3 protein-coding genes are annotated in these 16433 nt (G+C 66.4%); 2 read left to right on the top strand and 1 reads right to left on the bottom strand.

What is annotated here, in order from left to right; translation table 11 throughout:
• Nucleotides 1-41: 41 nt before the first annotated feature.
• Entirely contained in the window at nt 42-13070 is a 13029-nt protein-coding gene (locus TRP66_RS14800; RefSeq protein WP_333403980.1) for a BapA/Bap/LapF family large adhesin, read from the bottom strand.
• Between the two features lie 469 nt (nt 13071-13539).
• On the opposite strand from TRP66_RS14800, the gene TRP66_RS14795 reads away from it, so the two are divergent.
• On the top strand, nt 13540-14301 hold the full coding sequence (locus TRP66_RS14795; protein ID WP_333403978.1) for a spermidine synthase: 762 nt from the start codon (nt 13540-13542) through the stop codon (nt 14299-14301).
• 413 nt (nt 14302-14714) lie between these two features.
• Complete coding sequence (locus tag TRP66_RS14790; RefSeq protein WP_333403976.1) at nt 14715-16409, top strand: DEAD/DEAH box helicase; 1695 nt, start codon at nt 14715-14717, stop codon at nt 16407-16409.
• Nucleotides 16410-16433: the final 24 nt, after the last annotated feature.

Below are 16433 nucleotides of genomic sequence, written 5' to 3'. Positions count from 1 at the left end.
CCCGGTGTCCGCGAAGCCTGCGGTAATGCTGCTTTACAGGTTCACACTACTTGTATGCCGTTCTGTACCCATAAATGGTGAGTCGGATCCTCCTGAGGGGTGTATTGGGTGTATTCGAGTCCGTCCGCCAGTTGCGTGCCCTCGGCGCTCCATTGACCGGTCATGTGCACGCTGTCCTGTTCGCTGCCCTTGATGAACAGCGTGCTCTGGTCCGGTTCGGTGATTGCGATCAGATCGGCCAGGCTGACAGTCAACTGCACGGCGCTGGTGTCGTTGAGATCGATGACCTCGATGTTGCTCAACCGGTCCTGCAGGTTGCCCAGGTCGATCGATGCATCGCCGCCGGCCCACAGCAAGGTGTCCGTGCCGGTCCCGCCGTTGACGGCCACGAAGTCCTGGTCACTGATGATCAGGGTGTCGTCGCCGGCCCCTCCGTCCAGAGTCACGGCACCGCCTTGCGAGCCGTCCAGGGTGTCGTTGCCGTCGGTCCCGGTGAGCGTCTCGCCGCCGGTGCTTGCCCCCAGCGCGCTGAACGAAGAGCCGTCGTCATCGACGCTGGCGATGAACGCCCGGGCAGCGCCCGCCTGGTTCAGATCGATGGTGAGCGTCGCGGTGTCGGTGGTGCCGTTGGGATGGGTGAGCTGGTAGGTGAACACGTCTTCCTGACCGATCACTGCGCTGGTCAACCCGGCCTTGAGGGTATAGGTGTAACTGCCATCCGCCCGCACCAGCAGGGTGCCGTAGGTACCGGTGATGCTGGTGCCGTTGAAGCCCGGCTGCACATAGGTGCCGGCCGCGGCCAGGACACTGAGCACCGTCAGGCTGGAGCCCAGTACGTCCGCGCCACCACCCGCGGTGTCGGTCAGCAGGTTGCCGGAGACCGGCGTGTAGCTGTTGACGACAAACTGACTGGTGTAGGTCGCGCTATTGATCAGCCCGACGTTGATCGAGGTCGCCACAGCGACGCCGCCCACTGTCAGGGTGACGCGGTAGGTGCCTTGGGTCTGGTCATCGACCGTGGCACCGTAAGCGCCACCGCCCAGTCCGACCAAGGTGCCGCCTGCCCAGCTCTTGACCAGCACATATTGGTTGGTCGCGGTGTTGAGCTTGTACAAGCCCAGGTTCACCGAACCCAGCAGCGACAGCAGACTGCTTGACGACAAGGTGATGGTCAGGTCGCTGACCGTGTTGGGCGCTACCGTGAAGCCGTAGTTGCCGGTGCTGCCCAGGCCCAGCAGTGTGTTGAGCGTGCCGAGGTTGGAGGTGGTGGTGCTCATCAGGTTACCCAGCGTGATGCTGGTGCTGGCGATGTCGTTAGTGGCGTCGACCACGAAGGCCGGTGCCGCCAGGTTGGTGCTGCTCCAGACTTCGGTGGCCTGCGGGCTGTCGATCCGCACGTAGAGCGTCGCGGTATCGCTTTTGCCGTTGGGGTGGACCAGTTGATAGTTGAAGACGTCTACCTTGCCAACGCTGGTGGCGCTACCGTTGGCCCGGTAGGTGTAGTTGCCCTGGGCATCGATGGTCAGGCTGCCGTACAAGCCTTGCACCGTAGTGCCCGCGCCCGCGTTGACATAGCCCGCGTTGCCGTTCTGCACCCGCAGTTGCGCGCCGTTGTCGGGACCGGTGATATCGGCGGTGCCATCCGTGCCGATATCGCTGATCACATTGCCGGTCACCGCCGCGCCCGCCACGCTGTTGAACTGGGTCAGGCTGGTGACATCGAGCTGCAGGTTGCTGTTGATCGTGGTCAGCAACGAGATGCTGTTGCTGGCGAACACGATCCGGTAGTCACCGGCCTGCAAGGTACCGACATTGACCCGTATGCCAGTGCCCGCCAACAGTTCCAGATTGAGCAGCGCGCCGTTGCCGGCGGTACCCAGCGTCACCCAGCTGCCGCTCGCGTCCTTGACCTGCAGGGTGTAGGTCGCCCCGGTATTGAGGTTCAGCAGCCCGCCATCAGTCAGGGTCAGCGTCGGTCTGGCGGTCGTGCCGCTGGCGACGTTGAAATTGAACGTATGGCTGAAGCCTACCCCCAGCACGGTCGGGAAGGAGTCGAGGATATTGCGCGTGGTCGTCACCGGACTCAGCGTCACGGTTGCCGTCGTCAGGTTGTCACTGGCAACCACTGGCCGGTCGACGTCAACGTCCGGCGCCACCAGGGTGGCGATGGTCGAGACGTTGCCGCGCGGGTCAGTGACGCTGACATTGAGGGTTTCACCATTGATCTGCGCACCGCTCAAGGTGACGCTGAACGTACCGTTGGCCTGTGCGGTGGCGGTCCCCAATGCCGTGCCCGCGCCATTTCTGACGGTGATCGTGGCGCCGGCCTCGGCCGAGCCCGACAGCGTGGTGCCGTCGGCGCTGAGCAGCAGACCGCTGGCCGGAACCGGCGCGGTCAGGTCGGGCGCAGTCACCGGCAACGCAGTCGACACGTTCCCGGCCGCGTCGACCTGAGTCACGCTCAACGCCTGATTGTCGATCTGCGCCGGCGTGAGGGTCGCCGACCAGGTGCCGTCCGCCGCGACGACTGCGGTACCCAGCTGGGTACCGTTGAAGCTGCGGATGAAGATCCGCGCGCCGGCGAAGCCGGTGCCGGTCATCAAGGTACCTGCGGAGTTGATGGTCGCGGTAGCCGGTGCAGCAGGCGGCGTGGTGTCCGGTGCCGTGACGCTGGCCGGCAGCGACTCGTTGGTAGCAACGTCGGTCAGGCGCACGCTCAGTGCCTGACCATCGTTCTGAGCAGGCGTCAGGGTGACAGTAAACGAGCCGTTCGCCGCAACCAGCGCGCTGCCCAGCAACTGGCCACCGGCATTGAAGACCCGCGCGGTCGATCCGGCTTCACCGGTTCCGCTCAGGGTCGTGCCGTCCGCCGACACGCTCAGGCCTGTGGCGACCACAGGTGGTGTGGTGTCCGGAGCGGTAGCCGGCGCCGACGGCGACTGATTGCCCGCCGCGTCGGTCTGGACGACCGTCAGCACCTGGCCGTTGACCTGTGCCGAGGCCAATTGAACGCTGAAGGTTCCGCCCGCGCCGACCACGGCGTTGCCCAAAGGTGTGCCGGTGGCGCTGGTCACCAGAATGGTTGCGCCAACTTCGCCATTACCGGTCAGCACCAGGCCACCTGCCGCGACCGCAAGATTCGACGGCGCCACAGGTGCGGTCGTATCACCGGCGTTGACGATGGCCGCCTGGGAGGTGTTGCCGGCAGCATCGGTAAGGCTGATGTTCAGCGCCTGACCATTGGTCTGCGCTTGATTGAGTGTCACGCTAAATGTGCCGTCCCCCGCAACGGTGCCTTCACCCAGCACGGTGCCGGCAGCGTTGGTCACCCGCACAATGGCATTGGCTTCGCCGCTGCCGGTAAGCAGCAGGCCTGCGGCATTGACTGCCAGGTTAGTGGCGAGCAGCGGTGCGGTGCTATCGCCCGCCGTGACCTGACTGACCGGCGAGACGTTGCCGGCCGGATCGGTCTGCACGGCGCTGAGCACCTGACCATTGATCTGCGAGCTGTTCAAGGTGACGCTGAAACTGCCGTTGTTGGCGACCGTGGTGGTACCCAGCAGCGTTCCGGCGGCGTTGCGAACTTCAACCGTTGCGCCTGCCTCGCCGGTACCGGTTACCAGCGTACCGTTGCCGCCGATCGCCAGGTTGTCCAGCGGCGCGGGGTCGGTATTGTCCGGCGCGATGCCGAGAGTCGGGATCGAGGTCCCGCCCGTGGCGGTCGTGGCAGTGACCAGAAAGGTTTCACCGTTGTTCTGCGCCGGCGACAGGCTCACGGTGAAGGTGCCGTCCGCATTCGCGGTGGTCGACCCCAGCAGCGCACCGCCCGGCGCACGCACATCTACCGTGCTGTTGGCGACCGCGAGGCCGGTCAGGGTCGCGCCGGCATCGGCCAGCACCAGAGCGGTAGGCGCCGGAGTTGGCGGATCGATCGGCACCGCGAACGGCGTCGAGCCGGAGTCGTTGCCGGCGGCATCGGTCTGGATGACGTCCAGGTCCTGCTCCGCCACGGCCGCGGGCACCAGATCCACCACGAAGGTGCCGTCGGCGGCAACCACTGCGGTACCCAGAGTCGCTCCGCCAACGGCCGCGGTCACCGTGACCGTCGCGCCCGGTTCGCCAATACCGGACAGTTGATCCAGGTCGGTACTGATCGAGAGGCCGGTTACGGCTGCCGGCGGCGTGGTGTCGACCGCAGTGAAGGGCAGGGCGGCCGAAGCGTTGCCCGCCGCATCGCTAGCGGTGGCGGTCAGAGGCGCGCCGGTGTTCTGGATGGGGGCCAGAGGGGCCGTGTAGTTGCCGTCAACGTCGGCCACCGCACTACCCAAAGCGGTGCCGTCAGCGGCGCGGATGGTTACCGTGCTGCCGGCTTCCGCAGTGCCGGTGACCGAAGATTCGGTACGCGACGAGACCGTCGGCGTGCCGGGCGCGGTGATGTCGGCGGCGGTGTAAGCGGTTGGCGCTGAAGGGATCGTCGACGCATCGGTTTGCGTCACGTCCAGCACCTGGCCGTTGAGTTGCGGGGCGCTGAGCGTCACCGAGAAGGTGCCGTCGGCGGCTACCGTGACCACGCCGGTGTTCAGGCCGACGCCGGCACTGCTGACACTGACCGTGGCGCCGGGTTGGCCGGTACCGGTCAGCACCAGACCGTCGGCGGAGAGCGCCAGGTTGGCGACCGGCGCTGCGGCAGTAGCGTCCGGAACCTGGAAGGTGACATCCGTCGACGCGTTGCCTGCGGCATCCACTTGCCGAAGGGTCAGCACTTCCGCATTCAGCTGCGGGGCGCTCAGGGCAATGATGAAGTCGCCATTGGCGTCCACGACCCCGGTACCGATGATCCCCTGGCTGCCATTGCGAACCTGGACGGTTGCGCCTGGCTCGCCGCTGCCGATCAATGTCAGACCGTCGGCGGTGATTGCGAAGTCGGCAGGGATGGCGGGCGGCGTGGTATCCGGCGCGTTGACCAGTACCGCGCCAGAGGTGTTGCCGGTCGGATCGGCCTGGGTGACGCTCAGCGGCTCGCCGTTCACCTGCGCAGGAGCGAGGTTGACGGTAAAGGTGCCATCGCCAGCCACGACGACCGATCCAAGCGTAGCGTTGCCGGACGTGACTGTCACCGTCGCGCCTGGTTCGCCAGTACCGGTCAGCACATTGCCTTGCGCGCCGACCACCAGATTGTCCACGGCGGCGGGCGGCGTTGTATCCGGGGTGGTGATGCTGCCGGGCTGCGAGACGTTCTGCGCGGCGTCGATCAGCACCACGTTGAGCGCGTCGGCATTGGCCCGTGGTGGGTTGAGAGCAACCACGAAGGTGCCGTCGCCCGCCACCGTCGTGGTCGCCAGCAGAGTGCCGTCAGCCAGACTGACCCGGACCTGCGCACCAGCTTCGCCAGTGCCGGTCAACTGATCGCCGTTGGCGCTGACCACCAGGCCGGTCGGCGCGGCGGGTGCAGTCAGATCCGGCGCGGTCACGCCCGCCGACTGGCCGATATTGCCGGCCTGATCCGCTTGCTGCACGGTCAGTGCCTGCAGATTGATCTGGGCCGGGGCCAGCGTCACGCTGAAGGTTCCGTCCGCCAGAATCTGCGTGGTTCCCAATGCGGTGCCGCTGGCATCACGTACGGTAATGTTCGCGCCCGGCTCGCCGCTGCCGGTAATGGTCGTGCCGGTGGCATTGATCGCCACGTTCACCAATGGCGCGGGCGGAGTGGTATCGGGCGCCGTCAGAGTAGTGGCTGGCGAGACGTTCAGCGCCGCGTCTGACTGCGTAAGGCTCAGCAGTTCGGCATTGGTCTGCGGTGTCGGCAGAACCACAGTGAAGGCACCGGTTGCGTCCACCGCGCCTGTGGTCAGAACCGCGCCAAGATTATCCCGTACGGTCACAGTGGCGCCGGGCTCGCCGCGACCGGTGATGGTCGCGCCATCGCCGGCGATCGCCAGGTTGGTCAATGGCGCCGGAATGGTCGTGTCGCCTGCCAGCAAGGCCGCCGGCGTCGACGCGTTGCCCGCGGCATCGGTCAGGGTCACGGCCAACTGCTGGCCATTGATCTGCGGGCTGGACAGGGTGACCTGGAAGGTACCGTCGACCCGCACCACACCGCTGCCCAGCAGGGTACCGGTGGCATCGCGAACCGCGACGCTGGCGCCCGCTTCGCCGGTGCCGGAAATTACGGTTCCCGTGGCATCGAGCGCCAGATCGGCGGCAATGGGCGGTGCCACGCGATCCGGCGCGACGAGACTGACAGCCGCTGACTCGTTGCCGGCCGCATCGACCTGCACCAGATTGAGCTGCTGGCCGCTGATCTGGGCAGGGCCGAGCGTAGCGGTGAAGGTGCCGTCGGCGGCAACCAGCGCGGTGCCCAGTTCAACGCCGTCAAGGTTGGTCACCTGGACAGTCGCGCCGGCTTCGCCGCGGCCGGTCAGGGTCACGCCATCGCTCGCCAGGCGGTATTCGATCAAGGCGTCGGGCGCGGTGTTGTCGTCGGCGGTGATCGGCGCGGGCGTGGAGCTGAGCCCGTCACTGAACGCCGCGCTGACCGACAGCGATTCGCCATTCAACTGCGCAGGGTTCAAGGCCACGCTGAAATTACCGTCATCGGCGACCTGGGCCGTGCCGAGCAACTGGCCGTTGAAGCGTCGCACACTGATGAACGAGCGAGGCGTGCCGGTGCCGGTCAGGGTCAGGCCGTCCGCCGAAAGCGCCAGGTTGCTTGGCGTGTCCGGGGCCAGATTGCCCGGAGCAGTCACTGTTGCGGGCGTCGAGACATTGCCGGCCACGTCAGTCTGTACGACCGACAGCAGCGCGTTGGTGGATGCCGGAGGCGTCAGCCCCAAGGAGAAAGTGCCGTCGCCGGCGACTGTCGTGGTGCCCAGCACCGTGCCGGTCGGGCCGGTCACGCTGATCTGTGCGCCGGCTTCGCCAAGCCCGGTGAGGGTGGCACCGTCGGCGCTGACCGCCAGCGCGGTGACCGGCACCGGCGCGGTGGTATCGCCTGCGGTCAACGCTGTGGCGGCAGACAGATTGCCGGCGGCATCACGGGAAGTCACGCTCAGGGCCTGGCCGTTGAGCTGGGCTTCGCTGAGGGTGACCTGGAAGGTGCCGTTGGCGGCAACCACGCCCGTGCCCAGCACGCGACCGCTGCCGTCGCTGACGGTGATGGTGCTGCCGGCTTCACCGGTACCGGTCACCTGCAGGCCGGGGCCGTTGAGGGTCAGGTCGGCGGGTGCGACAGGGGCCACGAGATCCGGCGCCGTGAGGCTGACAGCCGGGCCTTCGTTACCCGGTGGATCTTCCTGGTTGATGGTCAGCAACTGCGCGTTGGTCTGCGCCGGGGTGAGGGTCACGCTGAATGCGCCGTTACCGGCTACCAGACCGCTGCCCAGCACGTTGCCATCGATATCCCGCACGAACACGGTCGCGCCGGGTTCGCCCTGGCCAGTCACGGTCAGACCGTTGCCGTTGATCACAACGTTGCTCAGCGGTGCCGGTGCGCTCAGATCCTGGGCGGTAAGGTTGACGTTCGACGAAACGTTGCCGGCCGGGTCGAGCTGCACAACGCCCAGGGTTTCCCCGTTGGTGGGCGCGGGTGACAGGGTCGCGGTGAACTGGCCGTTCGCACCGACCAGCGCGGTGCCCAGCACGGTGCCGGCCGCGTCGCGGATCTGCACGGTTGCGCCGGCTTCGCCGCGGCCGACCAGGGTAACGCCGTCGGGGCTCAGCGTCAGCGCAGTGACCGCCGCCGGTGGCGTGCGGTCCACGGTCGGCAGGCTTGCCGGTGTCGACAGGTTATTGGCGGCATCGGTCAATTGCACTTGCAGCGGCGCCCCCGTGACTTGCGGCGCGGGCAGGGTGACCTGGAAATTGCCGCTCGGGTCGACGACGCCGGTGGCCAGTACGGCCCCGGCATTGTCGCGGATCGAAACCGTTGCGCCGGCTTCGCCCGTGCCGCTGACCACAGTGCCCGCGTCATTGATGGACAGCTGCGCGGGTGCCGCCGGGCCTTGCAGGTCGGGTGCGGTGAGCGTGCCGTCCGCCGAGGTATTACTGGCCTGATCGGTCTGGCTGACCAGCAGCGGCTGGGCGTTCAGTTGAGCCGGTGTCAGGGTGATGGTGAACAGTCCGCTGGCACCGGCAACCGCCGTGCCCAGCACATCACCGTTGGCGTTGCGCACCGTCACGCTGGCGCCGGCCTCGGCACGGCCGGTGAGGGTGGTGCCATCGGCGCTGACTGCCAGTTCGGTCGGTGCGGCGGGAGCGGTGATATCGGCAGCGGTAGTCGTGGCCGGCACCGAAACCAGCGCGCCGTTGGACGCAGTCGCCTGCAGGACTTCGCCGTTCACCTGCGCGGCGGACAGCTGAATGCTGAAAGTACCGTCCGCGCCGACCGGAGCGGCAGTAGTGCCCAGCACCTGACCGTTTGCGCCGGTGACCGTGACGGTCGTGCCAACGGTGGCAGTGCCGGTCAGCACCAGGCCGTCGGCGCTCAGCACCAGATTGACCGGTGCCGCGATTTCGTTGCCGGTAGGCCCTGACAGGTTGGCGACAGGCGATTCGTTACCGATGGCGTCACGCAGAATGACGTCCAGTGTCTCGCCCGCGAGGGCCGCGCTGTTCAAGGTGACGACGAAGACACCGTTAGGGTCCACGGTCGCCTGACCCAGCGGCGTGCCACCGCGGCTTACGATGGCGGTGGTGCCAGATTCGCCGGTTCCGGACACGGTCAGCCCGTCGGGGCTGATCTGCAGATTGGTCGCGATCGATGGGTCAGTCACGTCCGGCGCGGTCACGGCCAGCGGAGCCGTGGTCTGGCCGCCCGTGGTAATCGCCACCAGCTCCAGGGTTTCGCCATTCAACTGCAGAGGAGACGGGGTCACGCTGAACGCGCCGCCGGCGTCGGCCACGTCGCTGCCGAGCAGCGTCCCGTCGGCGGCGCGGACTTCCACGGTCGCGCCAGGCTGAACAGTGCCGGTGACAGCGCCGGTGGTGGGGTCGATCTGCACATTGGTCGGTTGAGCCGGTGCACTGAAATCAGGTGCGGTAACTGCCACCGCCGTCGATTGATTCAATGCCGCGTCGGTCTGGATCACGTCCAGCGATTGACCATTCAGCTGGGTGGGATTGAGCGCGACACTGAAGCTGCCGTCGGCGGCTACGAGCGCAGTACCCAGCACCGCGCCGCCGGGACCGGTGACGGTGACGGTGCTGCCCGCCTCGCCGGTCCCGGTCAGGGTTGCGCCATTGGCGCTGACCAGCAGGTTGTCGACCAGCGCGGGCGGAGTGGAATCCGGCGCGGTGACCAGGCCCGCGGCCGACGCATTGAGCGCCGCATCGGTCTGCACCACCTCCAGCGCCTGACCGTTGAGCTGAGCAGTGGTCAGCGTCAGGCTGAACGTGCCGTCAGGATTGACGCCGCCAGTGCCCACCACTGCCCCTGTCGAGTCTCGCACCTCAAGCGTGGCATTCGGCTCGCCGTTGCCGGTCAGGGTCACGCCATCCCCGGCCAGCTGCAGATTGGTGGGCGCGGCAGGCGCCTGAATGTCCGGCGCCTGGATGGGGACGGTCGGAGAAACATTGTTGCTAAGGTCCGCCTGACTTGCGGTCAATGCCTGTCCGTTCGCCTGGGCCGGGGTCAGGGTAATCTCGAAGCGGCCGTTGGCGCCGACGATCCCGCTGCCGAGGGCGGTGCCCTGGGCATCGAATACCGTCACGGTAGCGCCTTGCTCGCCATTACCCGAGACGACGGTGCCGTTCGCGGAAATCGCCACGTTGGCAAGCGGTACCGGTGGCGTGGTATCCGGAGCGCTGGTGGTAACGGGTGCCGAGATATTGCCGGCGACATCGCTCTGCACCACCTGTAGCGTTTCGGTAGTGGGCGGAATGGGGGCGAGGGGGACGCTGAACGCGCCAGTGCCATCGACCAGCGCTGTGCCGAGCACGGTGCCGGCGCCGTCGCGAACGGTGACGGTCGCTCCAGGTTCGCCGGTGCCGTTCAGGGTCGCGCGGTCTCCGCTCAGCGCCAGGTTCGTCACGGCGTCAGGGGCCAGGGTGTCCTGACCGGTGAAGCTGACCGGCGCGGATGTCTGCCCCGAAGTACCGACAGCGCTGACCAGCAGCGTCTGTCCGTTGTTTTGCGGACTGTTCAGAGTGACCGCGAAGTTGCCGTCGGCGCCGACCAGCGCCGAGCCCAGCACCGCTCCGTTGGGGCCGGTAACCGTGACTGTCGAGCCGATCTGGCCGGTCCCGCTCAGGATCGTGCCGGCGGTGTTGAGGCTGAAATTGTCCGGCTGCAACGGACCGAGTGGATCAGGCGCACTGACGCCAGCCGGCGCCGAAGCATTGCCGGCGGCATCGGTCAGGATGACTTGCAGCGGTTGACCCAGCGTCTGGGCGGCATCGAGGTTGACGGTGAAGCTGCCGGTGGCGCCCACCACGGCGGTGCCGAGCACATTGCCCTGGGCATCGGTGACGGTCACCTGCGCGCCGGGCTCGCCCCGGCCGGTCACGGCCAGACCGTTAGGGTTGACGGCCAGATCGGTGGCCGATGCGGGCGCAATACCGTCGGCGGTCTGTAAGGGGGTCGGAATTGACTCGGTGCCGTCGGGATTGACCGCAACGATGTCCAGCACCTGCCCATTGTTCTGCGGGCTGGTCAGGGCAACGCTGAAATTGCCCAGGGCATCGACGACTGCGCTACCCAGCACGTTGCCGGCGGCATCGCGTACTTCGATGGTCGCACCGGGCGTACCCGTCCCGGTAACGGTGGTGCCATCGGCACTCAGCGCGACCTGGCCGGGCGCGATGGGGCCGCTGGCATCCGGAACCGTTACGGTCGAGTCCGCGGAAGGCAGCCCCGAGCCGTCAGCCTGGCTGACGGTCAGCACCTGACCTTCGGCAACTGCCGGAGCAAGGGCCAGGATAAAAGTGCCGTTGGCGCCGACCAGCCCGCTGGCCAGAATCTGACCGCCGGCATCGCGTACGGTAACCGTAGCGCCAGGCTGTCCTTTGCCGGCAATGGTGGCGCCGTCCGGGCTGACCACCAGATCAGTGACCGCCCCTGGAGCTACGGTATCGGGCGCATTGACGAGCACGGTTTCCGTGCTGTTGCCCGATGCATCGATCGCGCTGACTTCCAGCGGCTCGCCGTTCAGCTGCGCGGGATTGAGAGCAACACTGAACAGGCCGTCGGCGCCAACCCGGGCCGAGCCCAGCGCAACACCCGATGCGGTGCGCACGAAGATGCGCAGGCCGGGGAATGCCCGGCCGGTCAGGGTCAGGCCGTCCGCGGACACCGCCAGATCAGTCGGCGCGGTCGGTTGAGTCAGGTCCGGTGCATTGATGGCAGCGTTGCTCGAGGTGTTGCCCGCCGCATCGGTCAAGGACACGCTCAGTGGCAGGCCGTCGGTCTGCGCCGGGTTCAGCGTTACGCTGAACAGGCCGTCAGCGCCGACTACACCGGTTCCGATCAGATTGCCGGCGTTGTCCAGCACCCGGACCTGAGCTCCGATCTCGCCGCGTCCGCTGAGCAGCGTGCCGTCAGGGCTGACGGTCAGGTCGGCAGGGGCGGTCGGTGGGGTGACATCAACAGGGAAGGTGACGTCCGGCGCGGTCACGCTGACGGGGGGCGATACGTTGCCGGACGGATCCGTCTGCACAATGGACAGCTGCTGGCCGTCGACCTGCGCGCTGCTCAGCGGCACGCTGAAACTGCCGTCGGCGGCGACGACCGCGCTACCCAGTACCGCACCATTGGCGTCGCGCACGGTGACCGTCGCACCGGCCTCGCCGGTCCCGGCCAGGGTCAGGCCATTGGCGCTGACCTGCAGATTGGTCGGCGCGCTGGGCGGGGTGGTATCCGGGGCCGCAACCGGCGTAGTGGTGGAGGTGTTGCCGGCCGCATCGGTTTGCTCGACGGTCAGCGGTTGGCCGCCGGTCTGCGGGCTGTTGAGACCGACGGTGAACGTGCCGTCCTGTGCCACGACAGCGCTGCCCAGCACATTGCCATTGGCGTCGCGCACGGTAACGGTCGACCCGGCTTCGCCGGTCCCGGTCAGGGTCAGGCCGTCGGCGCTGACCTGCAGATTGGCCGGCGCGGTGGGCGGGGTGGTATCCGGGGCGACAACCGGTGTCGTCGTCGACGTATTGCCGGCCGCGTCGGTCTGATCGACCGTCAGCGGCTGGCCGCCGGTCTGCGGGCTGTTGAGGCCGACGGTGAACGTGCCGTCCTGCGCCACGGCAGCGCTGCCCAGCACATTGCCATTGGCGTCGCGCACAGTGACGGTCGACCCGGCTTCGCCGGTCCCGGTCAGGGTCTGGCCGTCCGCGCTGAGTTGCAGGTTGCCGGGCGCCGCCGGCGGAGTCGTATCCGGAGCCGTCACTGGCGTTGTAGTGGAAGTATTGCCGGCCGGGTCGGTCTGGTCGACGATCAGCGTCTGACCGTTGTTCTGCGGCGAGCTCAAGGGCACCGTGAAACGACCGTCGGAGCCGACCACCGCCGAGCCCAGCAGACCGCCGTTGGCGTCGCGGACGTTGATGGTGGATCCAGGCGTACCGCTGCCCTGCAGGCTCAGACCGTCAGGCGAAAGGATCAGGTCGGCCGGCGCGGTCGGAGCCGGTGCGGCGGCTCCACCGCCGCCACCCCCACCGCCGCCGCCACCCGCGGCGGCCGCAGCGCCGCCCACGCCCAGCAGCCCGAGCCCTGCGAAGGCGAACGTCTGGGTCGCGTTGTCGATGACGCCGGTATCGGCCAGGAGGGTATCGATCGAGGAGACTTCCTCGAATGTGAAACCGTTGAAGGATTCGGTGCTGTACTGCGCCTGCCAGAGCGCGCCGTCGTCACCCTGGAACACGATGTCACTGCGTATATCGCCTTCCGTGTTGAAGAAATTACCAATCCTGACCTGTTCGCCGGATTTGAGGTTGACGACCAGATCCTGACCGCTGCGATTGACCGAGGCGACCTGGGACGGCGCCACTGGCATCTGTACGACGCCGGGTCTGGTTAACTGAAAACTACCCCATTCCTTTGCAGTGATTTCGGATGATGCTTTATCGGCGACTACGATATTGTCCATAACTACTCCTGCCTGTTTCCCGTTCCCTCACCGACAGCCTGTCAGCGTACTCAGCCTTTCTAAGAGCTGTTCGGAAAGAGCCATGCGTCAACCTGAACAGTCGGACCGTAAGAAGCGGCCTTCGTCCGTTCGGATGAATTCGGTATAGCAAAGTTATGGCACGCGGCCAGCCGGAGCCTGTCATCAAGCGTTTTCAACGCGTTGAAAAAGGTCTTTCAAATACAGCCACTTAGCGCGATCGCCCCATAAACAAGGGCCTCAAGAGGCTTTGAATCAGGGAAAATGCCATTCGTCGGGTAGTCGATTTCCTACACTGGAGATATGCAGTGAATCGATAAAGGAATAAGACCCAGCACACCTCTTCTAACGCAGCGGCCAGTTATGCCTGGCGCACTTGTTAGTGTGACAAAACCGCCGGCTTCAATGACAATCGGCACTTTGCGCACAACGCGCGCAGGCAGGACGGGCCATGACGGAAGAGCGGGAACGGGTAGAGCGAATCCTGGCTGAAGTGCACGACGAATTCGGCATGATCCGCGTGCTGGAGGTCGAGGATTACCGCTTTCTGGAATTCGGCGAGGCCATCGAGCAAAGCTGCACCTTCACGGCCGATCCCAGCTGGCTGGAGTATGACTACACCCGCGCCATGCTGATCGGGGCGTTGTGCCACGACGCACCTGAAAGCGCCCTGTTTCTCGGATTGGGCGCGGGAACGCTGACCCAGGCGTGCATGAAATTCCTGCCGCTGGAGGATGTGGAAGTTATCGAGCTGCGCCCGGACGTCCCTCGCCTGGCGATGGAATACATGGGGCTGGACGATGATCCTCGGCTGTTCGTGCGGATAGGGGACGCGGTCGAGCTGCTCGCCAGCGCCGAGTCCGCCGACCTGATCTTCGTCGACCTTTATACCGATGTCGGTCCGGGCGTCGGTCACCTGGCCTGGAATTTTCTGCGTGACTGCCAGCAGCGCCTCAATCCCGGCGGCTGGCTGGTCATCAACCAGTGGGCCACGGACGACGGCAAGCCTCTGGGCGCAGCCTTGCTGCGCGGTCTCTACCACCGGCATTACTGGGAATTGCCGGTGAAGGAGGGCAATGTGATCCTGCTGGTGCCGGCCGACCTGGAACAGACGGTCTCGCTCACTGAAGTCGCGGCGCGCGCCGAAGCACTGGCGCCAAAGCTGGGTTACTCCTTGCAGACGCTCATCAAGGACATTCGCCCGGCGAGCTGACGACCCTGACCCTCATCCTGACCCAGGCTGAGGCAATTCGCCGCACTCCGCAGCCCGACCGACGGCGCTGCGCCCGGAGCGCGGTGAAACGTTTAAGCCGCAGCCCCGGCGCTGCGGGGCGCGGCACGCTTTCGGATCCAATGCACACCCCGCGCAGCCCCCGAATACCGTGGACCGTGGCGGATCGTTCGCGCAAAAAAAAGACTCACTTCCACGCGCAATTCCGGTATAGTGCGCGCCGGCCTTAACAGGGCCCTCGTTCAGGATCGCAGCACCCGAAGCCTGCTTCGGCTGCCCGTTCGCTCAGCGAACTATCCTTGACGATCCATTCATTCAAACGTTTTCGCAAATCCCCGCCGACAAAGCAGCCAGGGTGACCTCAAGGTCGTACACGGCACGCGCAGCTTTGCAGCATGGGTCTTTGCGGATGCACCAGAGGCAGACCCATGACCCAGGAAACCGGCGGCTTCGCCGCTCTCGATCTTCACCCAAATATCGTTGCAGCCGTTGTCGCGACAGGCTACGAAGAGCCGTCCGCCATTCAGCAGCAATCGATCCCGATCATCCTCGCCGGTCACGACATGATCGGCCAGGCGCAGACCGGTACCGGCAAGACGGCCGCATTCGCGCTGCCGATCCTGAACCGTATCGATCCGAGCAAGCGTGAGCCGCAAGCCCTGATCCTGGCCCCGACACGCGAGCTGGCGCTGCAAGTCGCTACCGCGTTCGAGACCTACTCCAAGCAAATGCCGGGCGTGACCGTTGTCGCGGTCTACGGCGGCGCGCCGATGGGCCCGCAGCTCAAGGCCATCCGCAATGGCGCGCAGATCGTCGTCGCGACTCCAGGTCGTCTGTGCGACCACCTGCGTCGCGATGAAAAAGTCCTGGCGACCGTGAACCACCTGGTTCTCGACGAAGCGGACGAAATGCTCAAGCTGGGCTTCATGGACGACCTCGAAGTCATCTTCAAGGCCATGCCTGAATCCCGCCAGACCGTCTTGTTCTCGGCTACCCTGCCGCAGTCGATCCGTGCCATCGCCGAGCGCCACCTGCGCGATCCGAAGCACGTCAAGATCCAGACCAAGACCCAGACCGTCACCAAGATCGAGCAGGCCCACCTGCTGGTTCACGCCGACCAGAAGACCTCCGCGGTCCTCAGCCTGCTGGAAGTCGAAGACTTCGACGCGCTGATCATGTTCGTGCGCACCAAGCAGGCGACCCTGGATCTGGCCAGCGCCCTGGAAGCCCGTGGCTACAAGGCCGCCGCGCTGAACGGCGACATTGCCCAGAACCAGCGTGAGCGCGTGATCGACTCCCTCAAGGACGGCCGTCTGGACATCGTGGTTGCGACCGACGTCGCTGCCCGTGGCCTGGACGTTCCGCGCATCACCCACGTGTTCAACGTCGACATGCCGTACGACCCCGAGTCCTACGTGCACCGTATCGGCCGTACCGGCCGCGCCGGTCGCGAAGGTCGTGCCCTGTTGCTGGTGACGCCACGCGAGCGCCGCATGCTGCAGGTGATCGAGCGTGTGACCGGTCAGAAGGTCGCGGAAGTGCGTCTGCCCGACGCGCAAGCGGTGCTGGATGCGCGCATCAAGAAGCTCACCAACGGCCTGTCGCCGCTGGTGGCCGATGCCGAATCGACCCACGGCGACCTGCTGGACCGCCTGACTGCGGACATCGGCTGCACGCCTCGCGCCCTGGCCGCGGCTCTGCTGCGCAAGGCCACCAATGGTCAGGCGCTGACTCTGGCCGCCATCGAGCGCGAGCGTCCGCTGGTGCCGAACAGCACGCCACGCGGCGACCGTCCTGATCGTGGCGATCGTCCAGAGCGCGAGCGTCGTGCTCCGGCTCCGCTGGCCGAAGGTCGCGCACGTTGCCGCACCGCGCTGGGCGCGCGTGACGGTATCGCCGCCAAGAACCTGCTGGGCGCTATCCTCAACGAAGGCGGCCTGGCCCGCGAAGCCATCGGCCGTATCCAGGTACGCGACAGCTTCAGCCTGGTCGAACTGCCGGAAGACGGCCTTGAGCGCCTACTGGCCAAACTCAAGGACACCCGCGTCGCCGGCAAGCAGCTGAAACTGCGTCGCTATCGCGAGGACTGATCGACTCCTGAGTTGATCGCCGGA

The sequence above is a fragment of the Pseudomonas sp. JDS28PS106 genome (assembly GCF_036706555.1).
In the GTDB taxonomy this organism is placed as follows: domain Bacteria; phylum Pseudomonadota; class Gammaproteobacteria; order Pseudomonadales; family Pseudomonadaceae; genus Aquipseudomonas.
This window is presented reverse-complemented; position numbering and strand designations above follow the sequence as displayed.

Excerpts from the sequence above, each read along its gene's own strand:
- TRP66_RS14795 (WP_333403978.1), top strand. The coding sequence starts at position 13,540 with ATGACGGAAGAGCGGGAACGGGTAGAGCGAATCCTGGCTGAAGTGCAC.
- TRP66_RS14800 (WP_333403980.1), bottom strand. The coding sequence starts at position 13,070 with ATGGACAATATCGTAGTCGCCGATAAAGCATCATCCGAAATCACTGCA.
- TRP66_RS14790 (WP_333403976.1), top strand. The coding sequence starts at position 14,715 with ATGGGTCTTTGCGGATGCACCAGAGGCAGACCCATGACCCAGGAAACC.